This is a genomic window from Pseudomonas sp. zjy_15 (genome assembly GCF_043101865.1).
Classification (GTDB): Bacteria; Pseudomonadota; Gammaproteobacteria; order Pseudomonadales; family Pseudomonadaceae; genus Aquipseudomonas; species Aquipseudomonas putida_Y.
This window is the reverse complement of the sequence record NZ_JBICII010000106.1, coordinates 17713-42024: the sequence shown is the minus strand read 5'-3', so window position 1 is coordinate 42024 and position 24312 is coordinate 17713. Positions and strand designations below refer to the sequence as shown.

The 24312-nt window shown below is 63.4% G+C and carries 18 protein-coding genes; 6 read left to right on the top strand and 12 right to left on the bottom strand.

What is annotated here, in order from left to right; translation table 11 throughout:
* Window positions 1-5: 5 nt before the first annotated feature.
* Both ACF8EF_RS20370 and ACF8EF_RS20365 read right to left on the bottom strand, forming a co-directional pair.
* A complete protein-coding gene (locus tag ACF8EF_RS20370) occupies window positions 6-1220 on the bottom strand; it encodes an efflux RND transporter periplasmic adaptor subunit (RefSeq protein WP_392461804.1) in 1215 nt (404 codons plus the stop codon).
* Window positions 1213-2466, bottom strand: coding sequence for a TolC family protein (locus ACF8EF_RS20365; RefSeq protein ID WP_392461802.1), 1254 nt, complete (start codon window positions 2464-2466; stop codon window positions 1213-1215). Before ACF8EF_RS20365 ends, ACF8EF_RS20370 begins: the two co-directional genes overlap by 8 nt.
* Window positions 2467-2729: 263 nt before the next feature.
* On the opposite strand from ACF8EF_RS20365, the gene aroQ reads away from it, so the two are divergent.
* Together aroQ and ACF8EF_RS20355 are read left to right on the top strand one after the other, a co-directional pair.
* Window positions 2730-3179, top strand: coding sequence for a type II 3-dehydroquinate dehydratase (aroQ, locus tag ACF8EF_RS20360; RefSeq protein ID WP_003250469.1), 450 nt, complete (start codon window positions 2730-2732; stop codon window positions 3177-3179).
* Window positions 3176-4024 carry a shikimate dehydrogenase gene (locus ACF8EF_RS20355; RefSeq protein WP_176683880.1) on the top strand — a complete coding sequence of 283 codons (849 nt, stop codon included), beginning with the start codon at window positions 3176-3178 and terminating at the stop codon, window positions 4022-4024. The genes aroQ and ACF8EF_RS20355 overlap by 4 nt, the downstream gene beginning before the upstream one ends.
* Before the next feature lie 116 nt (window positions 4025-4140).
* On the opposite strand, the gene ACF8EF_RS20350 is transcribed toward ACF8EF_RS20355, so the two are convergent.
* Both ACF8EF_RS20350 and ACF8EF_RS20345 read right to left on the bottom strand, forming a co-directional pair.
* Window positions 4141-4677 carry a thioredoxin family protein gene (locus tag ACF8EF_RS20350; protein WP_392461800.1) on the bottom strand — a complete coding sequence of 179 codons (537 nt, stop codon included), beginning with the start codon at window positions 4675-4677 and terminating at the stop codon, window positions 4141-4143.
* Window positions 4667-4942 carry a DUF2790 domain-containing protein gene (locus tag ACF8EF_RS20345; protein ID WP_004573749.1) on the bottom strand — a complete coding sequence of 92 codons (276 nt, stop codon included), beginning with the start codon at window positions 4940-4942 and terminating at the stop codon, window positions 4667-4669. The genes ACF8EF_RS20350 and ACF8EF_RS20345 overlap by 11 nt, the downstream gene beginning before the upstream one ends.
* A gap of 219 nt (window positions 4943-5161) precedes the next feature.
* Between ACF8EF_RS20345 and ACF8EF_RS20340 the strand changes: the two genes are divergently transcribed.
* The 4 genes from ACF8EF_RS20340 to ACF8EF_RS20325 all read left to right on the top strand — a co-directional run bounded on the left by ACF8EF_RS20340 (window position 5162) and on the right by ACF8EF_RS20325 (window position 8475).
* Window positions 5162-5902 (top strand): response regulator, encoded by a 741-nt coding sequence (locus ACF8EF_RS20340; protein WP_003250463.1) that lies wholly within the window; start codon window positions 5162-5164, stop codon window positions 5900-5902.
* Window positions 5899-7185: an ATP-binding protein gene (locus ACF8EF_RS20335; RefSeq protein WP_392461797.1), complete on the top strand. Its 1287-nt coding sequence runs from the start codon at window positions 5899-5901 to the stop codon at window positions 7183-7185. Before ACF8EF_RS20340 ends, ACF8EF_RS20335 begins: the two co-directional genes overlap by 4 nt.
* 169 nt (window positions 7186-7354) lie before the next feature.
* Window positions 7355-7972, top strand: a complete 618-nt coding sequence (locus tag ACF8EF_RS20330; RefSeq protein ID WP_021782825.1) for a ferric reductase-like transmembrane domain-containing protein — start codon at window positions 7355-7357, stop codon at window positions 7970-7972.
* A 14-nt stretch (window positions 7973-7986) separates the two neighbouring features.
* A complete protein-coding gene (locus tag ACF8EF_RS20325) occupies window positions 7987-8475 on the top strand; it encodes a DoxX family protein (protein ID WP_021782826.1) in 489 nt (162 codons plus the stop codon).
* 33 nt (window positions 8476-8508) lie between these two features.
* Here ACF8EF_RS20325 and ACF8EF_RS20320 read toward each other — a convergent pair whose 3' ends face one another.
* The 8 genes from ACF8EF_RS20320 to ACF8EF_RS20285 form a co-directional block, all read right to left on the bottom strand.
* The gene (locus ACF8EF_RS20320) at window positions 8509-9204 is read right to left on the bottom strand and encodes a DUF2063 domain-containing protein (RefSeq protein ID WP_176683884.1); all 696 of its coding nucleotides are present in this window, start codon (window positions 9202-9204) and stop codon (window positions 8509-8511) included.
* Entirely contained in the window at window positions 9197-10030 is an 834-nt protein-coding gene (locus tag ACF8EF_RS20315) for a DUF692 domain-containing protein (RefSeq protein ID WP_176683885.1), read from the bottom strand. Before ACF8EF_RS20315 ends, ACF8EF_RS20320 begins: the two co-directional genes overlap by 8 nt.
* Before the next feature lie 74 nt (window positions 10031-10104).
* Window positions 10105-10596, bottom strand: coding sequence for an EF-hand domain-containing protein (locus tag ACF8EF_RS20310; protein ID WP_176683886.1), 492 nt, complete (start codon window positions 10594-10596; stop codon window positions 10105-10107).
* A 174-nt stretch (window positions 10597-10770) separates the two neighbouring features.
* On the bottom strand, window positions 10771-11313 hold the full coding sequence (locus ACF8EF_RS20305; RefSeq protein ID WP_176683887.1) for a DUF4174 domain-containing protein: 543 nt from the start codon (window positions 11311-11313) through the stop codon (window positions 10771-10773).
* 227 nt (window positions 11314-11540) lie between these two features.
* Window positions 11541-16034: an NEL-type E3 ubiquitin ligase domain-containing protein gene (locus tag ACF8EF_RS20300; protein ID WP_392461796.1), complete on the bottom strand. Its 4494-nt coding sequence runs from the start codon at window positions 16032-16034 to the stop codon at window positions 11541-11543.
* Between the two features lie 97 nt (window positions 16035-16131).
* Window positions 16132-20553: an NEL-type E3 ubiquitin ligase domain-containing protein gene (locus ACF8EF_RS20295; RefSeq protein WP_392461794.1), complete on the bottom strand. Its 4422-nt coding sequence runs from the start codon at window positions 20551-20553 to the stop codon at window positions 16132-16134.
* Between the two features lie 78 nt (window positions 20554-20631).
* Complete coding sequence (locus ACF8EF_RS20290; protein WP_392461792.1) at window positions 20632-22992, bottom strand: DNA polymerase II; 2361 nt, start codon at window positions 22990-22992, stop codon at window positions 20632-20634.
* A 66-nt stretch (window positions 22993-23058) separates the two neighbouring features.
* Entirely contained in the window at window positions 23059-24249 is a 1191-nt protein-coding gene (locus ACF8EF_RS20285) for an MFS transporter (protein WP_176683891.1), read from the bottom strand.
* Window positions 24250-24312: the final 63 nt, after the last annotated feature.

Here is a 24312-nt window from a genome sequence, read left to right as displayed (position 1 = left end):
CGTGATCAGTGGCTGTGCTCGGCCGAGCCCTTGCCCAGTTCCGACTTGAGGACAAAGCTGCCGGCGGCCGCAACCTGAGTACCGGCGGCCAGGCCGCTGGTGATTTCCACCTGGCCAGCATCGCGACGACCAGTCTTCACCGGGCGCGCCTCGAAGCCTTCCGCAGTGCGGGCGAACACCACGGTCTGCGCCTCCCAGGTTTGCAGGGCGCTTTCCGGCACCGCCACGGCGGCATCGAAGCGGTCGACGCTGACCGCCACATTGACGAACAGCCCGGGGCGCCAGGCGCCATTGGGGTTGGCCAGTGTGGCGCGCACAGTGGCGGCGCGGTTCTGCTCGCCGAGCAGGCTGCCGACGTAATTGACCTTGCCCTGGACCTGGGCGCCCAGGTCCGGCGCACTGACCGTGACATCGCGGCCGGTTACCACCTTGTCCAGGTCACGAGGGGCCACGGCGAAGGTCGCCCACACCCGGCTCAGGTCGGACAGGGTGAACGCGTTGCTGGTCGCGTCGACCACCTCCCCCACGGTCAGGTGCTTTTCCACGACGACCGCATCGAAGGGTGCGCGCAGTTCATAGCGGTTGCCGGCACCGGCCGGGCCCACCGCCGCGACCTTCTGCCGAGCGTTGGCCAGAGCGATCTCGGCCTCCTGCAGGGCCTGGCGCGCCTGCAGGTAATCCTGCTCGGCGCTGATTCGCTCCTGCCACAGCTGTTGCTCCCGCTGAAAGGTCAATCGCGCCAGTTCCAGACGACGCTGGGCGGCCTGCTGTTCGCTGCGCAGGTCGGAGATCTGCTGGCTGGCAATCACCGCCAGTACCTGGCCGCGCCTGACCGCCTGGCCCAGCTCGGCTTGCACCGCTTCGACCACACCCGGCACGCGGGGTACCACATGTGCGGTGCGGTCCTCGTCAAAGCGGATCTCACCCGGGAAGCTGATGGCGGTGCCCAACTCACGGGGGCCAGCGGCAGCCAGTTGCACGCCAGCCGTTTCGATCTGGGCGATAGACAGGTGCAACTGGCCTTCTTCTTCGCCATGCCCCTCCTCTGCATGGCCTTCGGCGGCCTGCTCTGCAGCGTGGCCGTGGCTGTCTTGACCATGGTCGTCATGGGGGGCTTGAGCCTTGGACGCCTGGCCGAGGGTGCCGGTCCAGGCCAGGCCAGCGAGGCCAAGCGCCGCAATGGCGGTGGCCAGAAGGGCTAGCTTGCGTGAGTTAGTCATTGTTGCTCCTGCTATCGGGTTTGTTGCTCAGGCCATCGAGATCGCCGTAGATCCGCTCCACGTGTGCGCGCGCGTCGGTCGCCGAGGCCAGCGCCTGGAGGTACAGCCCGCGCGCCTCGATCAGCGTGCGCTGGGCGTCGAGTACATCGAGGAACGCGAACTTGCCCATTTCAAAACCGCGGGTGGCGGTGTCCACGGCCTGCTGCGCAGCCGGCAGGATGGTGCGGTCATAGGCTTCAACGTCCTGCATCGCCGTCTCCCACTGGCTGATGGCGCTACGGGTTTCACTGCGCAGACGCAGCTCCACGGCATTGCGCAGGTCGCGCGCCTGGTCGGCACGGCGCGCAGCCGCCAGGACATTGCCCCGGTTGCGGTCGAACAGCGGCAACGGCATGGACAGGCCAACCACGTTCACCCGCTCCCGGTCTTCGCGGCTGTACTGGCTGCCAAGGCTGACGGTGAGGTTGGGGATACGCTGGGCTTTCTCCGAACCCAGGGACGCATCGCCGCGCTCGACCTGGGCAGCGGCCAGGCGCCATTCGACGGTCTGTTCGACCTGTTCAAGCAAGGTGTCGGCACCCGGCGCGATGCCTGGCGAAAGGTTGGCCGCCTGTAACCGGTCGAAGCTTGCCAGCGGGCTGCCCATCAGCCGGGCCAAGGCCTGGTAGGCCACGCTGCGCTGGGTTTTCGCGCGGCGCACTTCGGTCTGGGCCTGGGCCAGTTGCACCTGGGCACGGGTGGCCTCCACCGGTGATGACTGGCCTGCCGTAACCCGCCCTTGCACCACCCGCAGGCCGCGTTCAGTCAATACCTGCGACTGCTGCGCCAGCTCCAGCGCGGTCTGCGCACGCACGCCAGCGTGGAAAGCCTGCACCACATCGGCCCGCAGGGCGTTGCGCTGGCGCTCCAGGTCGAGCTGGGCAATGGCCTGGCCGGCCCCCGCCACGGCGAGACGCGCGCCGCGTTTCCCGCCCAGTTCCAGCGGCTGGCTGAGGGTGACGGTGGTGGTGCTGGTGTCGCGACGGGTGTCCTCGACCTCCCAGGCCAGCTCCGGGTTGGGGATCAGCCCGGCCTGGCGCCGTTCGCCATCGGCAATGCCAATTTCACGGCCGGCTGCAGCCAGCTCCGGGTTCTGGGCAAAAGCGGCGGTAAGCGCCTGGGGCAGGCTCAGCGCCTGGCTGGCCTGGGCGCCGGTGGCACTGGCCAGCAACAGCCAGAGCAAGGCGATCTTGCGGGGGATGGGCACGAAACAGGTCCTCTCGGCGAAGCGTAGGCGAGGGACTGTAGAAAGGGCCGGTTATCGGGGCGGTGGCGGCAAGATTACAATTTTGTAATGACGCACTGCGGGCCTTTGCAGGCGCAGCCCTGTGCTGCTGGGTACAGGACGGTGAACGCCCAAGAAGTTCGATAATCGCCCACTTTCCCGGTGCGACGATCTTGTCCAATTGACGAAACTAACCAGTCAGTACAAAACTACGGACATTCAACAACAACAAAGCGATGCCCGTCATGAAGCCCCTTATTCTCGTGCTCAACGGCCCCAACCTGAACATGCTGGGCACCCGCGAGCCTGCCCAGTACGGCCACGAAACCCTCGCTGACCTGGCTCAGGGATGTGCCGACACTGCCCACGCCCACGGCCTGGAAATCGAGTTTCGCCAAACCAACCACGAAGGCGAACTGATCGACTGGATCCACGCTGCCCGTGGCCGCTGCGCCGGCATCGTGATCAACCCCGGCGCCTGGACGCACACCTCGGTGGCCATCCGCGATGCCCTGGTGGCCAGCGAACTGCCGGTGATCGAGGTGCACCTGTCCAATGTGCACAAACGCGAGCCGTTCCGTCACTTGTCGTTCGTATCGTCCATCGCCGTCGGTGTCATCTGCGGGCTGGGCAGCCACGGCTACCGCATGGCGCTGAGCCACTTCGCCGAGTTGTTGCAGGAGCGTGCGGCATGAGCCAGCAAGCCATCCTCGCCGGCCTGATCGGCCGCGGCATCCAACTGTCACGTACGCCGGCCCTGCACGAACACGAAGGCGACGCCCAGGCCCTGCGCTATCTGTACCGGCTGATCGACGCCGACCAGCTGCAACTGGACGACAGCGCCCTGCCCGGCCTGCTCGAAGCCGCGCAACATACCGGTTTCACCGGGCTGAACATTACCTACCCGTTCAAGCAGGCTATCCTGCCGTTGCTCGACGAACTGTCCGACGAGGCCCGTGGTATCGGTGCGGTAAACACCGTGGTGCTCAAGGACGGCAAGCGCGTCGGCCACAACACCGACTGCCTGGGCTTTGCCGAAGGCTTGCGCCGCGGCCTGCCCGGTGCAGCACGGCGCCAGGTAGTGCAGATGGGTGCCGGTGGCGCTGGCTCGGCCGTGGCCCATGCCCTGCTGGGTGAAGGGGTAGAGCGGCTGGTGCTGTTCGAAGTGGACGCAGCCCGTGCGCAGGCGCTGGTGGATAACCTGAACGGCCATTTCGGCGCAGGGCGCGCCGTGCTTGGCACCGACTTGGCCACAGCCCTGGCCGAGGCGGACGGGCTGGTCAACACCACGCCAGTGGGCATGGCCAAGCTACCGGGCACGCCACTGCCGGTGGAGTTGCTGCATCCCCGCCTGTGGGTGGCCGAGATTATCTACTTCCCGCTGGAGACCGAACTGCTGCGCGCAGCCCGGGCACTGGGCTGCCGCACGCTGGATGGCAGCAACATGGCGGTGTTCCAGGCGGTGAAGGCATTCGAGCTGTTCAGCGGGCGGCAGGCGGATGCGGCGCGGATGCAGGCGCACTTTGCCAGTTTCACCTGATAGAAAAGTGTTGGCTTCTTCGCGGGCACGCCCGCTCCCACAGGTACTGCGCAAACGTTACTGATTGCACTCCCTGTGGGTGCGGGCATGCCCGCGAAGAGGCCGGTACAGGAGAATCACTCTTTTTCATCCAGCAAAGCCTGTATCACCTGTTCCTGCCCGCCATAATCCCCCTCGCCAAAGTGCACATGGCGCACCTGCCCCTTGCGGTCGACAAAGTAATGCGCCGGCCAGAACTGGTTGCCCCAGGCATTCCACACCTTGTAGTCGTTATCTACCGCCACCGGATACCCGATACCCAACCGGGCAACCTTGTCCCGCAAAGTGCCCACATCATGCTCGTAGTCGTACTCGGGCGTATGCACCCCCACCACTACCAGCCCTTGATCGGCATAGCGCCGCGCCCACTCATTCACATGCGGCAGGCTGCGCCGGCAGTTGATGCAGTCCCAGGTCCAGAAGTCCACCAGCACCACCTTGCCCTTGAGCCCCGGAGCATCCAGAGGCGCCGAATTCAACCACTGGCTGGCGCCGGACAGCGACGGCATGGCGCCGTAGCTGTCGCGGGCCTTCAGGTGCCCAGCCAATCCAAGCCCCATCAGCGCCAGCGCAAAACCGCCAGCCTTGAGCGTCCGGCGGCGATCAGTTGTCATGGCAACCGCCCGTGGCGTAGGTGCGGTACTGCACGCTCTGCCGCTGGCCATGGGAGTCAAGGTAGTCCATTCGGGTATTCACCAGGCCGCAGGCGTTGCTCTGATCATCCTGCACCGACAGCACTTTCTTCACATCCAGAGGCTCACCGTAGCGGTACTGCATGACCCCGCCATCCTGCATCGGGGCAGTGGCGGCCTGGGCAGCGATAGCGCCGAAGCTGAGCACGGCGAACAGGCTGGCGCTGGCGATAGTCTTGACGTTCATGGCATCTCTCCTGGTAACTCTTGGGGGTGGGGAGTGTTACTCCCCGGTCGAGAGCCATTTCACGCCTGTCAGGTATCCCGCATGTGTCGCCCAACGTTGTGATGTGCTTCCTGCTGTATCCCTGCCCGTGCCAGATACACTGCAATACAAACTCCCGCAGGCAAGGGCGAACGCGCTCGGTACACTGCGCCCAACCCCCTTTGCACAGGAACCCAGCGCATGGAACACGTCGATCACATCCTGATCGTCGACGACGACCGCGAGATCCGCGAACTGGTCGGCAATTACCTGAAGAAGAACGGCCTGCGCACCAGCATCGTTGCCGACGGCCGGCAGATGCGCGCCTTTCTCGAAGCCAACAGCGTCGACCTGATCGTGCTCGACATCATGATGCCCGGCGACGACGGTCTGCTGTTGTGCCGCGAGCTGCGCGCCGGCAAGCACCGCAACACGCCGGTGTTGATGCTGACCGCCCGCAATGACGAAACCGACCGCATCATCGGCCTGGAAATGGGCGCCGACGATTACCTGACCAAACCGTTCTCGGCCCGCGAACTGCTCGCCCGCATCAACGCTGTGCTGCGCCGCACACGCATGCTGCCACCCAACCTGACCATCAGTGAAAGCAGCCGCCTGCTGGGTTTCGGTCAATGGCGCCTGGACACCACCGCGCGCCACCTGCTCGACAGCGAAGGCACCCTGGTGGCCCTGAGCGGCGCCGAATACCGCCTGCTGCGGGTGTTCCTCGACCACCCGCAGCGGGTGCTCAGCCGCGAACAGTTGCTTAACCTGACCCAGGGCCGCGAAGCCGACATCTTCGACCGCTCCATCGACTTGCTGGTCAGCCGCCTGCGCCAGCGCCTGGGTGACGATGCCCGCGAGCCTAGCTGCATCAAGACCGTGCGCAGCGAGGGCTACGTGTTCTCGCTGCCGGTGCAACTGCTCGAGTCCCCCTCATGAAATGGCCACGCACCCTGGCCTCGCGCCTGGCACTGATCTTCTTCACCGGCCTGGTGTTGGCCTATGGTCTGTCGTTTGGCCTGCAGGCCTATGAGCGCTATATCAGCAGCCGCTCGATGATGCTCAGCAACCTCGAGCAGGACGTGGCGACCTCGGTTGCCATCCTTGACCGCCTGCCCGCAGCCGAGCGTGCCGCCTGGCTGCCGCGCCTGGAACGGCGCACCTATCGCTATCGCCTCGACCAAGGCCTGGCCGGCGAAGCGATGCCGAGCAGTGACCCACCGATGGCCGCCGCGTCGATCGTCAAGGCCATTGGCAGCGACTACCGCCTGACCTTTCTGGAAATCCCTGGGCCCAATGCGCATTTCCAGGCACACCTGAAACTGGCCGACGGCGCGCCCCTGACCATCGACGTAACGCCAACACCAGTCCCGGTAGCCCGTTGGTTGCCCGTGGTGCTGCTGATTCAGCTCGCTGTGCTGTTGCTGTGCACTTGGCTGGCCGTACGCCTGGCCATCGGCCCGCTAACACGTCTGGCCCAGGCCGTGGACAACCTCGACCCGGACCAGCCCGGCGTGCAACTGGATGAAAGCGGCCCGCGCGAAGTGCGCTACGCTGCCGTGGCCTTCAACGCCCTGCAGGCACGCATTGCTGCCCACCTCAAGGAACGCATGCAGTTGCTGGCGGCCATTTCCCACGACCTGCAAACACCGATCACTCGCATGAAGTTGCGGGTCGAAGTGATGGATGAGGGGGTCGAAAGGGACAAGTTCTGGAACGACCTGGATGAAATGGAACACTTGGTGCGCGAAGGCGTGGCTTATGCCCGCAGCATGGACAGCAGCACCGAAGCGACATGCCGGGTCAACCTTGATGCCTTTCTCGACAGCCTGGTATTCGACTACCAGGACAGCGGCGCCCAGGTCGAACGCCACGGCAACAGCGGTACCCTGCTGGAAACCCGCCCGCATGCGCTGCGTCGGGTACTGGTGAACCTGGTCGACAACGCCCTGAAGTTTGCAGGTGCTGCCGAGCTGCAAGTGTCCCGCGAGGGCAGTACCACCATCATCCGCGTGCTCGACAACGGGCCAGGGATACCCGGTGACGAGCTGGATGAAGTGCTCAAGCCGTTCTACCGGGTGGAAGGCTCACGCAATCGCAGCACGGGTGGCACCGGCTTGGGACTGGCCATTGCCCACCAGCTGATCCAGGCCATGGGGGGGCGGCTGACATTGAGCAACCGCGAACAGGGCGGATTGTGCGCGCAGATCGAACTCACCTGAAGTGCATCTGCGATCGTTGGCAGGAACGGCCTTGGATCTCGATCGGGCCGCTCCTGTAAAAAGCGAGGTCGCCTCTACAAACAGATACACAACTGCATCCCCCTGACACACTGCAGATACCCCGCCTCGAGACACTCCCGGTCACACAACCACACCCCGGGAGACCCTCATGAAAGCCTTCACCTTGCCCTCCGGCTGGAAGCTGTTCGCCGCCCTTGCCGGCCTGACCCTGGCGATGAGCGCCGTGGTCCTGGCCAGCCAACCTGACCCGGACGGCTTGCGCAGTGCCATTCGTGCCACCGCACGCAGCTCGTTCGCACTGTTCTTGCTGGCGTTCCTGGCCTCGTCGCTGGTGACCTTGCTGCCTGGCACCTCAAGCCGCCGCATCCTTCAGGAGCGACGCTACCTGGGGTTGGCATTCGCGTTCTCCCACACCGTGCATGGTGTGTTGATTTATCGCTACGCCCAGCAATTCCCCGAACTGTTCTGGGCCGGCCGCACGCTCACGTCCAGCCTGCCCGGCACGGTCGGCTACCTGTTCTTGCTGCTGCTCACCGCCACCTCGTTCAAGGCCCCCATGCGACTGTTGGGCGGTCGTGCCTGGCAAGCGCTGCACAGCAGCGGCATGTGGGTACTGGCTGGGGTGTTCTGCCTGTCGTTCTACAAACGCATCCCCATGGGGGGCTGGTACCCGCTGGCGTTCGCCCTGATGTTCAGCGCCATCGCCGTCAAGCTCACCGCCAAAGTGGCCCGTAAACAACGCCGCAGCACCCGCGCCCTTGCCTGAAGAGAGCACCGCACATGACGACCTTGACCCGTACCCTGACCACCGTCGATCGCATCGGCAGCTGGAGCGCCGACTTGCCATTACGGGTATTTCTGGCCTGGGAATTTTTCGAATCCGGCCTGGAGAAATTCAACGGCAGCAACTGGTTCGCCGACCTGCAGTCCAGCTTCCCGTTCCCCTTCAACCTGCTGCCCGCAGAGCTGAACTGGCAGCTGTCGATGTGGGCCGAGTTGGTACTGCCGTTGCTGCTGTTGCTGGGCTTGGGTACCCGGCTGGCATCATTGGGTTTGATGGTGGTGACCGTTGTAGCGATAGCGGCAGTGCACTGGCCGGCGCACTGGTCGGGCCTGGCGGAGCTGGCCCAAGGCTATGCCATTACCGACCAGGGCTTCGGCAATTACAAGTTGCCGCTGATCTACCTGATAGCGTTGCTGCCACTGCTACTCAAGGGCGCCGGGCGCCTTAGCCTCGATCATTGGCTTGGCACGCGGTTCGGCAGATGAGGACCGGGGGCTGCTGCGCAGCCCCCAATGCCTTCAAACGGTTCCGACAATGACACCCTGCTCGCGCAATGCCTGCAACAATGCCAACCCTTGCTGCACATCCCCGCCCAATGCCTGCAGCCGCTCTCTTCCAGTCCCCTGCTCCACCAGCAACCGGTACGCCATAGGGGCCAACCGGGCAAAGCGCACCTGCAACCGGGCATCGCGATAAACCAGCAGCAAGGTTGGCGACGCCGGGGTAGCCGTTGGCTGGTAGTCCACGCCAATGCTGTCCACCGGCCAACGATAGGCCAACACGCGCGCCACACAAGACAACAACGGCTGCCCATCCAGCAGGTCACCATCAGGGTCATGCGCCGGGTCCTCGGCGTCGCTCAGGTACAGCTGCGCCTCGACCCACTCATAATGCGCCAGCTCCAACTGCCAAGGGGTGTCCAGCGCCACACCTTGCAAGTAGTCGACGAAGGTTTCGGCAATTTCGGTAAACAATGGCGTCTGGCAACGGTAACTGGCGTAGAAATCACCTACTCGCGCATGCCAGCGCTGCTCGCCCAACGCCTGGCGCATGACCGGGAAGCTGCCAGCCAGCAAGCCTTCGATGGCGCCATAGAACAACTCGCGGTAAACCCTCAGGCGGCGGGCCTCGACGCCGGGCGGCGGGGCATGGCGCTGCGGGTCGCGCAGGTGACGGGCCAAGGCATACTGCTGCGCACGCAAGGTCTCATTCATCTGCTTGCCCTCCGGCAGCGCATTGCACAGCACGCATACGCGCCGTCTCGGCCAACAGTTCGGCCAAGGGCGGGTAGTTGAAGTCACGCTCCAGCACCGTCGGCCGTACGCCGAAGCGCGCACAAGCGGTGGCGTACAGCGTCCAGACATCTTCCTTCACGGCGGCCCCGTGGGTATCCACTTTGAGGTCCGGCGCTTCATCGTAATGCCCGGCAACGTGCATCCCGGCCACGCGCGCCTGGGGCAGGCCTGCAAGGAATTGCCGGGCGTCGTAACCCTGGTTGCAGGCGTTGACATAGACGTTGTTGACGTCCAGCAGCAGGTCACAATCGGCTTCATCAAGCACCGCCCGGATGAAGTCGAGTTCGCTCATCGCCTGATACGGCGCGGCATAGTAGCTGATGTTCTCCACGGCAATGCGCCGCTCCAGCTGCTCCTGAGCCTGGCGTATGCGCGCAGCCACATGGCGTACGGCTTCATCGGTGAACGGGATGGGCATCAGGTCGTACAGGTGCCCGTCATCACTGCAGTAGCTCAGGTGCTCGCTGTACAGTCGCACCTGATACCGGTCAAGAAACTGCCGGGTCTGCTCGAGAAAATGGCGGTCCAGCGGCGCGCTGCCACCCAGCGATAAAGACAACCCATGACAGGTGACAGGAAAGCGCTCCGCCAGCTGGGCCAGGCCCTTGCCGTAGGCGCCGCCCACGGCAATCCAGTTTTCCGGCGCACACTCGAGAAAGTCCACTGCACCCGCCTCCATGGCCAGCAGTTCCGGCAACAGGCCGCGACGCAGGCCTAGCCCGATGTTCAACATTGCAGGAAACATAAAAGCTCTCCAACAGGCACAACGCCCCACCTGGCCAGCAGGAGGAGCGTTGTAGCGTTTCATGGGGTAGAAAGTTAGGGCTTGCCGGTCAGGTGGCTGAACAAGCCATCAGGCATGGCCTTGCCATTGGCCTGATAAATCGCCTTGAGGTGATCCGCCGCTTCCTGCTCGGAGATGAAACCGTCATGGTTGCGGTCGATCGTGTCGAAATCACGGGCACGGTCCTTGGCCACCGACAGAAACTCATCGCGCGAGACCTTGCCATCGTGATTGCTGTCGGTTTTGGCGAACGAGGCGTCGCCACACTTGCCTTCACCACACTTGCCCTCAGCCCCGGCCTTGGCGCCGGCGCCGCATTTACCCTCACCGCACTTGCCTTCGCTTTGGGAAGCCTTGCCACTGCCGCCGCACTTGCCTTCACCGCACTTGCCCTCGCCGGCCACTTTGGCCGAAGCCAGCTGGTAACCTTGGGCCAGCGGCTCGACGGCGAACGCACTGCTGCTCAATGCCATGCTGCCGATCAGGGCGGCGCCGAGCAGGCCGAGGGTGTTTTTTGCTTGAGTCATGATGCAGCTCCACTGGGGTTGGATAGTGGAGCCATTAGGCCGTTGCGGTTTGTCGGGGATGTATCGTGTCAGGCGTGCTTTTGTATGGCAGTAGGTCTGCTGCACAGGCAGATACAGTGCGATACACGACACCCGGCAACTGGCCCCAAGGTGCCTTGGGGCCATGAGGTGTGATCAGTCTTCCAGCGGTTTGGGCGGGGCTGCGGGCTTGGCCGGCTTGCTGTCCTTGGCCTTGCCTTGCGGGGTCGCCGCTACGGGCTCGGGCGCCGCCAGTGCCTTTTCACTGGCAGGCAGTTCATCGACCGCCTTGAAGATCACCTGCGGGTCGATGACCTCGCCGCTGTCGTCGTCCTTGAGCATGTGCCGCTCACCGTCCTTGCCCACCAGAATCACCTTGGTCCCCTTGCTCGCGCCCAACTTCAGTTCCCGAATCAGGGCCATTGTGGTCTGCTGCTCAAGGTTCTTGTCCTCTCGCTTGCCCATCATGTTGGCGACGCTGTACAGGACAAGGTTGCGCTCCTTGAACGCAGCCTGGGTGGCCGGGTCCTCGAGCGCCTTGTTCAGCCCTCGCAACGTCGGGTCGGCACTGCTGGGAGCGATAACCACCAATGGTCTGGTCTTGCCCAGTTCCTTGGCTAGAGGCGCATCACTGTCTGCGGCAAACAGGGGGCCGGCAACAGCAAGCAAGGTTGCGAGGGTCAGTGACCGGACAAGCATGCGTATCTCCTTATTGTCTCGATATACCAATGACTACAGATCACGGAGAAAAATCCGACAGGGAGCCTAAACCACTTCATTCCAGAACGGGGTGTGCAAAAGTAACTGTCGATTTCCGAGCCACCTGAAGCCAGGACTACGGCGCTGGTACAAACCGCTGTCAGCTTGATTGAGCATAGCCCAAAGCCGCTTTGGCAGGGCCAGCCCCCCCTTGCCCTGAGCACACGTCAACGCACATCGATCGATGGCCCTTTGGGTCCCACTTCCATCGCTTGAACCGTCATATCCAGCATCAGCCCTCTGCGTGCAGCGCGCTGCGCATCGCGAATGGCATCCGCCTGGTCGATCCTGGCCCCTTCGCTCAGCGCTTCATCGTCAAGCACCGTTTCAAGCTGCCTTCTGAACGGCAGGTCGACCGCAGCGAATCGCTCAGGATGAGAACGCTCCAGGTGCGCCTGCCAGAATTCACGGTCAACCATGGAGCGGGCAACCTCTTCCGGGGTTTCTGCATCCCGCACCGCAGCCTCTGCTTCTGCCAGGTCCGCATCCAGGACGCCTGAGATCGCCAGGAAGCTCATTTCTCCCACCTGCAGCGGCAAGTCGAGACGCTCCCTCAGCCCGACCCTGAAAGCCAGCCCCACCTCGCTTCCTTCCAGCGTCCTGCCATGTTGTAGCGCCCATCGGGTAGCGAACCTGTCGACTGCATCCTGGCGCCATAAACGTCTGCCCAGGTCTAGCAAGGCGCGTTCGCTTTCTCCCTGGGCCGCGTGCTCGACCTGCCAAACCAGCAAATTCAGCTCAAGGTTGCTCAAGCACCAGGTTGCACCGTCCTGGCACCCCCACTCATCATTGGCCACTGACAGCAAGTTCTGCCGCAGCTCTGGCGTAATGGCCATCGCTTGCAATACCGCCATGACCCGATTGCCCAGTGCACGCGCATTGACACGAAAGTCTTCGGACAGCAACAACTGGCGAAGCACACGGAAAAAACGCTCGGCGTCCTGCCCTGAATCCAGCGAGTCCCAGGCAGCAAGCATCAAGCCGCGATGCTCCGGAGCCACGGCATCCCCCCATACTTCACGCGCGTGCTGCAGCCGCAGAAGCACTTGCTCCTCGTCGAGGGCCGGATCGACGCTACTCAACGAAGCCTGCAAGCGTAACGTCTGGGCCTCGCCCAAGGGGTTCGCATTCAAGCGGAACCGCCGCCGCTGCCACACGGGCAACTGGTAGAAACCCTCTGGAATGTGCCTGATCCGGTTATCCCGCAAGTCAACAGATACCAACTGAGCGTTGTCGAACACGCCCAGTGGAAACTGCGAGATCTGTGTGTCGCGCAAGTTCAGCCAGCGCAATTCAGCCAAACCCGCCAACGTGAACCTGCTCCCCAGAGGGTTGTGGGACAGGTCGAGAGACTGCAGGTTCGTGCAACTGGCCAGTGTGGCGGTTTGTGCAATGTTCAGGACGATCCGGTTGTTGGTCAGGCTCAGATGCCGCAACTGCGCTATCTGCAGCAACGGCTGCGGAAGGCGCGTCAACAGGTTCCCACCCAGATCGAGGGTTTGCAGGTTAGGGAAGGCCAGCAGCAGGCTGCTGGGCACCTCCAGAAGGTCAAGGTGCAGCAGCGACAGGCTGGTCACACCTCTGAAGCAGACCTGTGCGGGTATGTTGGGCAAGCCGCTCGATCTGAAATTGCAGAACATGACGTGGAGGTTTTCCTGTGCATTGATCTGCAGTTCCCCCACGCCCACCGACCGCCGCCAGCAATTGAACAACGTCTGGCGTAAAGCCTCTCGATCTTCCCTGACATCGCCCTGCCCTCGTGCCACCCAGGTATTCAGTGTGGCGCGAAGCACCGCGAACTCATTGCGAAGGTCAGCCAGTACGTGTTCAATCTGATGCCCTGAACGCCTGGCGTCATCGGCGAAGGTCTCGACCTGCTCATCACTCAACCACGGAAAGAGATCGCGCAGCGTTGCCCTCAGGGCACTGCCCCTTGATGCAAAACCACTTACTCCGCCACCACCCAGCGGGTAGCCAATACGTCCATCGGCCAAGCGCATGGGCCCTCGGACAGCACCTAGGCGTACCGCGCCAAGCAAACGACTGAGCTCATCACGATGGCGTGCCGCTTCGCGCGCCAGCATCACCCTGAGGTTGTGCGCGAATGGATCGCCGATCCCCATCGCCTGCCGTTGCCCTTCGGTATAGGCTGGCGCCATGACGTCAAACAACTCACCTGCCTCACCCAGCGCCGTGCCCTGGCCGCCATGCAGTTGAAACCTGCCGTTAACGTACACCAGATCGAACGCCCGCGGCCCTTGCTCGGTCTTCGCCAGTATCGGCCCGCCCAGGCAGCCTTCGTACAGGCGCCAGCGCACACCTTGTTCGCCTCCGGGTAGATACCGCAGCATGCCCAAGGCCACCCGTGCCAGGTCTGCATGCTGCGGCGTATCAAGGTACAACGCTTCAAATACGCGAGCCTGGCGGGTAGCCAGCACACTGCCCCTTGCCGCCTCGGCCAGCCCCAGTGCAACCCTTCCGCTGGACAGCAGCCGCATGCGATCCACGCTGCTGGCGGCCTGTACCAGTGCTTGCGCAGTGCGCGCGCTCAGCCCCGGGAAGACCCGGCGCAGCACTGCGCTGCCAGGGGTGTCGCTGGGCTGCAAGGCTTCGAAAAGGTGCTGCAGCAGTGTTCGGCGCTGCGTCCATGCCAACGCTGCCAATGCCCGATCTGTCAGGCCACTCGCGCCTGGCAGGCGCCGAGCGTGATCGAGCACTGTTGTATCTTCTACCGGCTCGCCACTGCGCAAACGGCCAATCATGCTGCGGATGCGTTGATCAAGCCTGACCCGCGCCACGCTGTCGATCATCCCGGGGCTCGGTGCCTGGGCGTGTACATGCAGGCCACGCAGGTCGTCGCCATCAAGGCCGTGGAACAGCAGAACCTGATCGATCTGTTCGTCATTCAGCCCATTGAAGGGTTCGCCCAAACGCCGGAACATGCGGTATCTGTCAGTCCACCGAGCCGGTTGCTCGCTCCACACCCGCCAGGCACCTGCGCCATTGTGGCGCAGCAACGGTCCGTGGCCGTCGACCGGATACAACTGCCATTGATCATCACCCGCCTCTGTCACGCGATAGTGATGCCCGTCCATTTCGATCCAGGCCAGCCCGTCCTGACGTCGAATACCCAAGGCGTCCGGGCTTGAGACTGCAACGGGTGCCTGGATTTGAAACGGGGTCATGTCTTGTTGCCAGAGTTTCTCAGTGCCGTCCTCCAGCCGCGCCGGCACCATGGCATCGACCTTCGCAGAGCGTGCCCAAACCCGTCGAGCCACACCCACCCCGGCTACCGTGGTCGCAAGCAGGGCAAGGTCTGTCGCCACATGGGTCAAATGGTCGAGCGCCTCCTGGCGATCGCCTTCCTGCCAGGCCTCGACGCCATGGTAGACCTCACCCAGCAGTTCAAAGGCCGTCACGGCCAGCAGCGCCAGGCCAACCCCAGGCACAAAGAAGCTGGCCAGGTTGAGCAGCGCCCACCCTTCGGCTGCAAGGCGCAGGTCATGCTGGCGCTGAACCTCACGATCCAGCCTGGCCACAGGGACCGCGATCATCGCCGCATCGTCCTTGATCTGGTGGATACGTGCCCGTGCCAGGCTGATGAACAACGGCTGCGGGTAAGCCTGCAAGCGCGGTTCGAGATCGCGAAAGGCCCAGCTCGGCAGGTCATCGAAGCGCTCCGCGACCTGGGCGAAAAAAGCCTGGCTGTCACGCCGCAGCACGAAGCGGCTGAAAAAACGCTGATAGGCCTTGTCTCGCAAGCAACGGCCCAGTTCGCGGTTCAGTTTGTCGATGCTCTCGAACGCGCGCCAAGGCGAAAAAGGGTCCCCAGGCACGTAAAGCAACACCCGACGCGTCGTGTTGAACAGGACGCCCTGCTCAATGACAACGAACACGGTCACCTGCTCGATCTGGCAACCCAGCAATTTAAGTTGCCTGGCCAGCACAAGGTCGCCCGCCAAGCGCGGCAGCTCCCCCTTCTCGCACACAGCCACCATCACATTGAGTTCGCTGGCATCCAGCGTTCCCTCCTGCCTGGCTTTGTAGGCGTCCACAAGCATGGTATAGCGCGTGGCATCTACAAGCTGCGATACCAGGCGCTCGGCACTGCCAGCGGGCGTGAGGATGGCATCCAGATGACGTTGATAGCACTCACCCAGGTCCAGCTCACGACACAGTCCGGCAAACTCGATGCTTGTAGGGGGTTTGACCGTGCCGTGGCGTGGAAGCAGCAGGCGGTTACCACGCGGCTGGCCACCTTCCTGCGCCTGGGCGGCCGTGAAGTTGCGCAATGCCACTTCGAGCAGCGGCTTTTCTTCATAGACCACGGCCGTCAGGTGCGCGCCCACCGGCTGACTGTTGATCACAGCTTCCCGGCGGCCCTCCAGAAACCTGAGCGAGTAAGGGTTACGGCCAAGCCCGTAACGCTCGTCGAGGGCCTTCCCCAGGGCTGATGCGACGAAACGGTCGATGCCCTCGATACCTCGCAGCACCGTGTTCACTTGCTCACAGCAGCGAAGGCTGTTTGACAATGCCCTGCCGATCTCAGGCAGTTGCTCAGCAGGTGCATGACGCAACCAGGGTGGAAGGCGCCTGCCGATGATGCCGTCCTGGAAGGCATCGATGGCGGCCTGCGCATCTGACGGCAAAGTGGTGTCCATAGCGGGGGCCTCTTCATGAAAAGAGGCCAGACTAGGTTGCCTGCTCCCCGCCAGGCGCTATATAGCTAATGCCTGCAATCAGACAACCGCCAACCCGCTAGCTGAGCGGACGCTGCACCGTATTCCGGTCCAGCGCCTCCAGCGTCAACTGCAGCAACACCGCATGCTCGCGTTGCTGATTGCGGATCTGCAGCCGCGCGATTTCCTCGTCCCGATTCCCCAGCGCCATCAGCCGTTCCAGCTCAGCGTGCATGGATTGGGGCACTTGCAAGCGAACCGCGGAGGCCTTGCGCAAGTAGTCCTGCCAGAACCACTGGCGTGACAGGTAATCAGCAATGCCCTCCCGAGTCTGTCGCGCCAGGATCCTTTCACGGGCCAGAAGAAGGTCCTGATTACTCAAGGCAGGGATCCCTGCATAAAGCATTTCACCGGGTTGGGCAGGCAAGTCCAGAGACTTGCGCAAGCCGATTCGATAGGCCAAGGCGAATTCGATCGATTCAGCACCCGCCCCCACCCGATAAGCATGTTCAGCGGCAATTTGCTCAAGCACCGCCAACCGCCACATCCGGGCACCGAGCTTCAGCAAGGCCCGTTCAGGCCGGGCAGATCCGCTGTGCCTCGTGCGCCATATCATCACTCGCAGTTCCAGGTCGGCGAAACGCGCGGTGGCGTTATCCTGGCAACCGGTCGCCGCTGCGTGCTCGAACAGCTCTTGCCTGAGGGCATCATGCTCAGACATCGCCTGGAGCATGTCGAACACACGGGCCGCCAGCGCGGATGCAGTCGATGAGAAACTGAAGGCGCCGGATTCTGTCAGCATCGACAGGGTATTGAAAAACTCTTCCGATTGCTCCTCGGCCTCCAGATGGGCCCACAGTGCCGCCATTTCATCTCGACGTTCGCCAGGCAACGCATCCAGAATGCGCAACCGGTAAGGCACGCGACTGGCCTCAAGCAAATGCCAGGTTGAAACCCCGTCATATGCTGCCCCCAGCGGATTGCCGGAAAGCTCGACCCTGCCCGAACGCCACAACTGCGACTGATGAAAACCCTCGGGCAGTTCAGAAATACGGTTGTCGCTGAGGTTCAGGGTGTGCAGTTCTGGCGCGTCCATCAGCCCGTAGGGGCACTCGGGTAACTGAGTGTTCGACAGGTAGAGGGCATTCAGCTCGATCATTGCCTGGACGGAAAATGCCCTGCGCAACGGGTTGTCCGAAAGGTTCAGGTACACCAGGGACCGGCAATCTGCCAAGACCAACGCCTGGCCTTGGTCGAGCGTGATCTGGTTACCAGACAAGTCGAGTACCTCCAGCCTCTGGACAAGCATCAGAGGCAATGGCAAACGCGTGAGTCGGCAGTTGGTGATTTCCAGGTTGCGCAAGTTGGGAAACGCCCGCAGAAACTCGTCCGGAACGTGCTCCACGCGCATGGCGCGCAAGGCCAGGATCGAGACGTGGGGAAAGCCCACTTGCGCGGGCAGGACCGGCAGCTGGCGCAAGCGGCTGATGGTCTGGGTCAGCATGAAGCGCCCGTCCTCCAGTGCTGCTTGCCCTTGCAATTCCGGCACAAGACAGCGCCAGCAGTTGATCAGCCCCTTTCTGAACTCACGCCGGGCGGCCAGTTCTGGTGACAGCAAGGCACTGCGTGCCCACTGGGTCAAGTGTCTCTTGAGCACCCCATATTGCTGCTCCAGCATAGATAACCTGGCCTGCGCGTCACCTGAGGCCAACCAGCGCCCGATCTGTTCGTCGGTAAAGGCCGGGTACAGGTCTCGCAACCGGGCCTGAAGCGCCCTTGGCCTGTTTCGCCCTGACGCCCCCCAGAGCCTGCCGCCCGCCATGGGGTAACCAATCCGGCCATCAGCCAGACGTTGCGGCGCGAGAAACGAGCCGCTCGGCTGTTCCAGCCTGAGCAGGTTCACCACGGTCTGGCGTTGGTCGAAAGCCACGTTGGCCAGCGCCTGGCGCAGCGCAGGCACAAAGGGCTGGCCTTGGCCGATGGCCGCTTGCGATGCGTCGTCATAGGCTGCGGCCAAGGTCTCGAACAACTCGCCCCTCTCACCGACAACCGTGTGCGTTCGGGCACGCAGGCGGAACAACCCATGACGATGAAGCAAGTCAAACGTCTGCGTCGATCCCTCGACCGTCAGTAACGGCTCGCTGGCATCACCGTCGTACAATCGCCACCCCGGCCCGCCAGCCCCCGGCACATGCACCAGCAGATTCAGGACCACACGCGCCAGGTCGAGGTTTTGCGGCGTATCGATGCACAGCGCCTCATACACACGCGCCATTCGGATTCGCGCAACCTGCAACCTTGCTGCCTCGGCCATCAGCAACGGCACACGCCCCGTCTCACGTAAAAGCTGCAGGTCATCCTCGCTGGCATCGCGCAGCACCTCATCCGCGGCCAAGCGGTGCAGGCTGGCAAAATTCTGCCGTAAGAGACGGCCCGTTTCCGTGTCGGGATTCTGCTCTTCGTACACCGCCTGTAGAAGTTCTCGTCGCCCGATCCAAGCCACATCGGCTAACGCTGCTCCGTCCTTGCCGGCGGCTTGTGGAAGGCGCATGACCCGCTCCAGCAGTTGCGGGTCTGCAGTTACACCGCCCTCGCGCAGCTGGTTGACCAACGTACCAATCCTGCCAGCGAGCCGCACGCGCGTGACGGTATCGACCAACGCTGCCTCCGGCGGTCGGCCATACACATGCCAAGCTCGCAGGTGCTGATCATCGAGGCCATGGATCACCAGCGACCGGTCGATCTGCGCATCGTCAAGGTCGCTGAAGGGCCCGCCCAGGCGGCGGAACAACTGACGTGTGTCGCCCCACTCGGCGGGCTGCTCGCACCACAGCCGCCAGGCACCGGCCCCATTGTGACGCAGCGGCGGCGCATAGCCCTGATAAGGGAGCAATTGCCACTGTTCATCGTGGTCGTGCCAGGTCATCTCATACCAGTGCCCGTCCATGCTGATCCAGCGGCGCTCGCCCAGGCGGTGCATACCCTCCATGTCCGGCTCCGCCGTGTCTGGCGGGCTTTCGCAGCGATAGGGGCTGAGGTCTGCGTTCCACAGTTTTTCCCCACCGTTTTCCAGCTGCGCGGGTACCAGCTTGTCCACCACGCTCCAGGCGCGCCGGGCCGTGGCAACGACGGCAACGGTTGCCCCGACAGCCAGCAGCCCCTTGCCTACATTCAGCAGGTGCGCCAGTGCCGCATTGCGTTCGTTGTCCTGCCAGTCCCCTACAGCCTGGAACGTCTGCTCAAGCAGTTCCCAGGCCATCACCCCCAGCAACACCGCGCCGATGCCCGGAACGAAGAACCCTGCAACACCCAACAGGGTCCAGCCTTCAGCACGCAAACGGCGGGCGTGTTCGGCCTGGACCTCGCGATCGAGCAAGGCCACGGGCGGGGCGATGACCGCAGCATCGTCCTTGATCCGCGCAATCCAGTCGTCAGCAAGGTGTTCGAACAGTGGCAGGCGATAGGCAAAGGTCTGCTCATCAAGGTCCCGGGTTGCCCAGCCGGGCACGTCATCGAGGCGCTCACTGACAGCCGAGAAGAATCGCTGGCTATCGCGCCGGCGCACGAAGCGGTTGAAGAAACGCCGGTAGTCATCTTCGCGCAGGCGTTTGCCAAGCACCCGGCGGGCGTAATCTTCCAGGTCGCTGCGCACGCTCCAGGGGCCGCGCGGGTCACCCGGCACATAGACCAGCACGCGCTTGCTGGTGTTGAACAACACGCCCGCGTCGATCACGTCCAGCACGACGATCTCCTGCAAGCGGCAGCCGAACAACGCCAACTGTCGCACGCGAACCGATGCGCCTTCGAGCTTGCCGAGCGTGTCCTTGGTGCACAGCGCCACCACCCACTGCAGTTCGTCTGCGCTCAATACGCCCTGCGCCCTGGCTTGCAGGGCATCCACCAGCATGCTGTAGCGTTGCCGGCGTGTCAGCAATCCCCTGACTTGGGGCTGGAGTACCGAATCCAGATGCGCCTGGTATTTCTGCCCAAGATCCAGCGCTCGACACAGCCTGGCGAAGCCCGTTGCAGACAGTTCACGACGCTCTGCGCCGCGCACGCTCACCAGACAATTGCCCTGTGGCTGGTCGCGCTGCTGTTCCGCGGTGAAATTGCTCAAAGCGGCTTCGAGCAGAGGAATGTCGTAGTAGTCGCTACCGACAACCGGAAGCCGACTGGTTACATAATGGATCGTGTGTGAGGGAAAGGTGTACCACTGGCGAAAGTACAGGCGATCGACGTCAAGGTCGCCGTGGGCACCGAGCGCCTGCTGCAGCAAGGGCTGGGTAAATGCATTCAGGTTGCGTAGCCGCGCCAGCGCTGACGACAAGCCTGCGCGGCAGGCCAGCAGTTCAGCCAGCGCCTCGCTCAGCAGGGTGAATTCGGCCATGCTCAGCCGCTTCATCCAGGCCGGCAGCCGCTGTGCGATGTAGTGATCCTGGCATGCTTGTGCCATGGCAAGGGTATCGACCACAGCCGATGGTTGACTGCTATTGTTCTGCATCTCTGCCTCCGCGACGACATGGAGGACCGAGTCTGAAGACTGTTGCGTCATGCTGACGCCTAGCTATCTACCACCCGTTCAGAACAGCAGTAACTGATGGTCGGTAAGGCGCGTGAAATCATCGCCGACAAAGGGCAGGATGGCGTCGGCCACCGGCATTAGCTGACGGCTGATGTAGTGATCGTAGTCGATCGGTGCCTGCAGGTTTTCCAGCGGTTCAGGCCCGGCGGTGGTGATCACATAGCTGATCCAGCCCCCTCGCTGATACTGCAGAGGGCGCTGCAGACGCTTGTTGTAGTCGTCGGCAAGGCGTGCGGCACGCACATGCGGCGGCACGTTGCGCTGGTAATCGGCCAGCGGGCGACGCAGGCGCTTGCGATAAACCAGCAGTTCGTCCTGCTCGCCCGCCAACGTGCGCCGCACATACTCGCGCACGTAATCACGGTAGGGCTCGCTGCGGAACACGCGGCCGTAGAGTTCCTGCTGGAACTGCCGGGCCAGCGGTGACCAGTCGGTGCGCACCGATTCCAGGCCCTTGTAAACCATTTCTTCAGCACCGTCGGGCCGCTGCACCAGGCCGGCATAGCGCTTCTTGCTGCCTTCGTCGGTACCGCGGATGGTGGGCATCAGAAAGCGCCGGTAATGCACCTCGAACTGCAACTCGAGGGCGCTCTGCAGGTTCATGGTCTCGTGCAGATGGGCTTGCCACCATTGGTTGACCTTTGCCACCAGTTCGCGGCCTATGCGCGCCGCGTCTGCCTCGGCATGGGCGCCCTTGAGCCAGACGAAGGTGGAGTCGGTGTCCCCGTAGATCACATCGTAGCCGCACGCCTCGATCAGGGACCTGGTCTGGCGCATGATCTGGTGGCCGCGCATGGTGATCGACGACGCCAGGCGCGGGTCGAAGAAACGGCAACCGCTGGAGCCAAGCACTCCGTAGAAGGCATTCATGATGATCTTCAAGGCCTGTGACAGCGGCGCATTGCCCTCGCGCTTGGCCGCTTCCCTGCCCTGCCACACCCGTTCGACGATGGCTGGCAGGCAGTGCTGTGTGCGTGAAAAACGCCCACCGCGAAAGCCCTCGACCGAATGTGCGTCGTCAGGCTGACGCAGGCCTTCGATCAGCCCTACCGGGTCGATCAGAAAGGTACGAATGATCGACGGGTACAGGCTCTTGTAGTCCAGCACCAGCACCGAGTCGTAAAGCCCTGGCCGCGAATCCATGACGAAGCCGCCGGGGCTGGCTTCGTCTGGGCGGCTGCCAAGGCTGGGCGCGACGAAGCCAAGGCGGTGCATCTGTGGAATGTACAAGTGACAGAACGCGGCTACCGACCCACCGCTGCGGTCCACGGCCAACCCCGTCACCGACGCACGTTCGAGCAGGAAGTCGAGCAGCCGGGTATGGGCGAAAATGCGCGTGACCAGTTCGCAGTCCTTCAGGTTGTAGCGCGCCAGGGCCGGTTTGTCTTCGGCGAAGCGGCGATTGATTTCGTCCATGCGTTGGTACGGCGTGTCGATGGACTTGCCTTCACCCAGCAGGGTCTGGGCAACGTTCTCCAGGCTGAACGAGGGAAAACTCCAGGTAGCCGAACGCAGCGCCTCGATGCCATCGATCAGCAGCCGCCCCGGCGCATCGGCGAAGACATGGCCGCCACCGGCATGGCTGCGCAGGGTCATGACCGCACCGTTGCGCCCCAGGGCCAGTGGCACCTGCAACGACTTGGCGTGCTCATGCAGCAGGCGCAGGTCGAACTGCACCAGGTTCCAGCCAATGATCGCGTCCGGGTCATGCCTGGCCATCCACTGGTTGAGCCGGGTGATCAAGGCGGCGCGATCGGCGCAATACTCCAGGTCGAAGTCAAGCCCGCTGGCATCGCCGTTGGCCGGGCCGAGCATGTACACCTGGCGCTGGCCACAGCCCTCCAGCGCGATGCTGTACAGCTCACCACGCTCGCTGGTCTCGATATCCAGCGACACCAGGCGCAGCGCCGGGCGATAGCCTGGTAGCGGCCTGAGCTGGGCTTCCCGGTAAACGCCCTGCGCATCCGGCTGGCCAGTGAACTGCACCGGCGCCGTGATGAAGCGCTCCATGAGGTAACGCTCCGGCGGCCGGATATCGGCCTCGAACACGTCGATACCGGCCGTACGCAGACGCTGCTCCAGTTGCATCAATTGGCGATGCTGGCGGGTATAGAGGCCGAGCATCGGGCGATGCTCGAAGTCCTTCAGACGCAGTGGCTTGAGCTGGGTCCCGGTTTCGTTGGCCAGCAGCACACGGGCATGCTCGGCCTGCGCCTGAGGAATGAAGGCCACCGACTCCTGCGCCGCCAGCCGCAACAGCCGCGGCCCGGCATCGGTGGCCAGCCAGAACTCCACGCAGGTGCCTTCCGGCGTATCGTGCCAGTGCCGGGTCAGGACAAAACCCTGCTGCAACTCCACTGCGTCGACCTCTGGATTGTCTGTAGATGGCGTTATTCTACCTGTGTCGTGCCTGGCATGAGTGTTTTAGCGCCACCCCGCCACAAAACCGCTCCTGCGCCCGGCCACGGCCAGCAGCCAGGCCAAGGCGATCAACACCAGCACCACCCCGCCAAACCACTCAACGCCCGCCCCAGCCAGCAGCAAGCCGCCAATGATCCCGCCCAGGGCAATGGCGCAGTTCCACACCGTCACCAGCATCGACTGCGCTACGTCACCACCCGGGCCTGCGGCGTCGGCGCACGCTGTCTGCAGCAGGGTCGGGGCACCACCATAGGTCATTCCCCACAAGGCGATGCTCAAGTACACAAGCCACGACGATGCCTGCCCCAATGCCAGCGTGGCCAAGGCAAAACCGGCCAGGCTCAGCAACACCAGCTTGCGCAGGTGCCGGTCGACCAGCAGCCCTACCAGGCCGATCCCGGCCAGCGCCGACAGACCGAACACCATCAGCACAGGGCCAATGTCCGCAGCCATGCCGGCTGCCGCCAGCAACGGCACGATATAGGTGTAGAGAATGTTATGGCCAAGGATCCAGGTGAGGATCACCAGCAATACGATCAACACCCCCGGCGTGCGCAATACCTGCATGGCCGCCGGGCGCTTGCCGGCAGCCTGCCCCGGGTAGTCCGGTACGGATCGCAACACCCATACCACCAGCAGCGACGCCACCAGCGTGACGACCACGAACGTCGCGCGCCAGCCCAACCCTGCCCCCAGCCAGGTCGCAATCGGCAAGCCGAGCGACAAGGCAATCGGCTGCCCGAGCATGGCCAGCGCCATGGCCCGGCCCTGCAACGGTACCGGCACCATGCGCCGGGCATGGCCAGCGATCAGGCCCCATGCCAGGCCGGCCGCAGCCCCCGTGAAAAAGCGCAGCACCAGGGTCAGCGTGTTGGAGTTCGACAAGGCCGTCAGCCCGTTGAACAGCACGAAGCCGATGATCGCCAGCAACAGCGCCCGGCGCCGATACCAGCCTTGGGTCAACGTAACCAACGGGATGGCGGTCAGTAACGAGCCCAAGGCATACGCCGTGACCCATTGCCCAGCCATGGCCTGGCTGATGTGCATACCATCGGCAATCTGGTCGAGCAGACCCGCAGGCAGGGTTTCGCTGAGAATGGCGATGAAACCGGTCATGGCCAGCGCCAGCAGCCCGCCAACGGGCAGACGTTCGTTGCTGGCGGCCAGCAACGGTGGGGAAGATGTCTGGGACATTGCAAACGCCTTGAGTGGGAAACGAGGCGGACAGTCTGCAAGACCAGGCCATTGCGGAAAAAG

What these genes read in the sequence shown, in the direction of transcription:
- ACF8EF_RS20370 (WP_392461804.1), bottom strand. Translation starts at nt 1,220, where the DNA reads ATGACTAACTCACGCAAGCTAGCCCTTCTGGCCACCGCCATTGCGGCG.
- aroQ (WP_003250469.1), top strand. Translation starts at nt 2,730, where the DNA reads ATGAAGCCCCTTATTCTCGTGCTCAACGGCCCCAACCTGAACATGCTG.
- ACF8EF_RS20355 (WP_176683880.1), top strand. Translation starts at nt 3,176, where the DNA reads ATGAGCCAGCAAGCCATCCTCGCCGGCCTGATCGGCCGCGGCATCCAA.
- ACF8EF_RS20350 (WP_392461800.1), bottom strand. Translation starts at nt 4,677, where the DNA reads ATGACAACTGATCGCCGCCGGACGCTCAAGGCTGGCGGTTTTGCGCTG.
- ACF8EF_RS20345 (WP_004573749.1), bottom strand. Translation starts at nt 4,942, where the DNA reads ATGAACGTCAAGACTATCGCCAGCGCCAGCCTGTTCGCCGTGCTCAGC.
- ACF8EF_RS20340 (WP_003250463.1), top strand. Translation starts at nt 5,162, where the DNA reads ATGGAACACGTCGATCACATCCTGATCGTCGACGACGACCGCGAGATC.
- ACF8EF_RS20335 (WP_392461797.1), top strand. Translation starts at nt 5,899, where the DNA reads ATGAAATGGCCACGCACCCTGGCCTCGCGCCTGGCACTGATCTTCTTC.
- ACF8EF_RS20330 (WP_021782825.1), top strand. Translation starts at nt 7,355, where the DNA reads ATGAAAGCCTTCACCTTGCCCTCCGGCTGGAAGCTGTTCGCCGCCCTT.
- ACF8EF_RS20325 (WP_021782826.1), top strand. Translation starts at nt 7,987, where the DNA reads ATGACGACCTTGACCCGTACCCTGACCACCGTCGATCGCATCGGCAGC.
- ACF8EF_RS20320 (WP_176683884.1), bottom strand. Translation starts at nt 9,204, where the DNA reads ATGAATGAGACCTTGCGTGCGCAGCAGTATGCCTTGGCCCGTCACCTG.
- ACF8EF_RS20315 (WP_176683885.1), bottom strand. Translation starts at nt 10,030, where the DNA reads ATGTTTCCTGCAATGTTGAACATCGGGCTAGGCCTGCGTCGCGGCCTG.
- ACF8EF_RS20310 (WP_176683886.1), bottom strand. Translation starts at nt 10,596, where the DNA reads ATGACTCAAGCAAAAAACACCCTCGGCCTGCTCGGCGCCGCCCTGATC.
- ACF8EF_RS20305 (WP_176683887.1), bottom strand. Translation starts at nt 11,313, where the DNA reads ATGCTTGTCCGGTCACTGACCCTCGCAACCTTGCTTGCTGTTGCCGGC.
- ACF8EF_RS20300 (WP_392461796.1), bottom strand. Translation starts at nt 16,034, where the DNA reads ATGGACACCACTTTGCCGTCAGATGCGCAGGCCGCCATCGATGCCTTC.
- ACF8EF_RS20295 (WP_392461794.1), bottom strand. Translation starts at nt 20,553, where the DNA reads ATGCAGAACAATAGCAGTCAACCATCGGCTGTGGTCGATACCCTTGCC.
- ACF8EF_RS20285 (WP_176683891.1), bottom strand. Translation starts at nt 24,249, where the DNA reads ATGTCCCAGACATCTTCCCCACCGTTGCTGGCCGCCAGCAACGAACGT.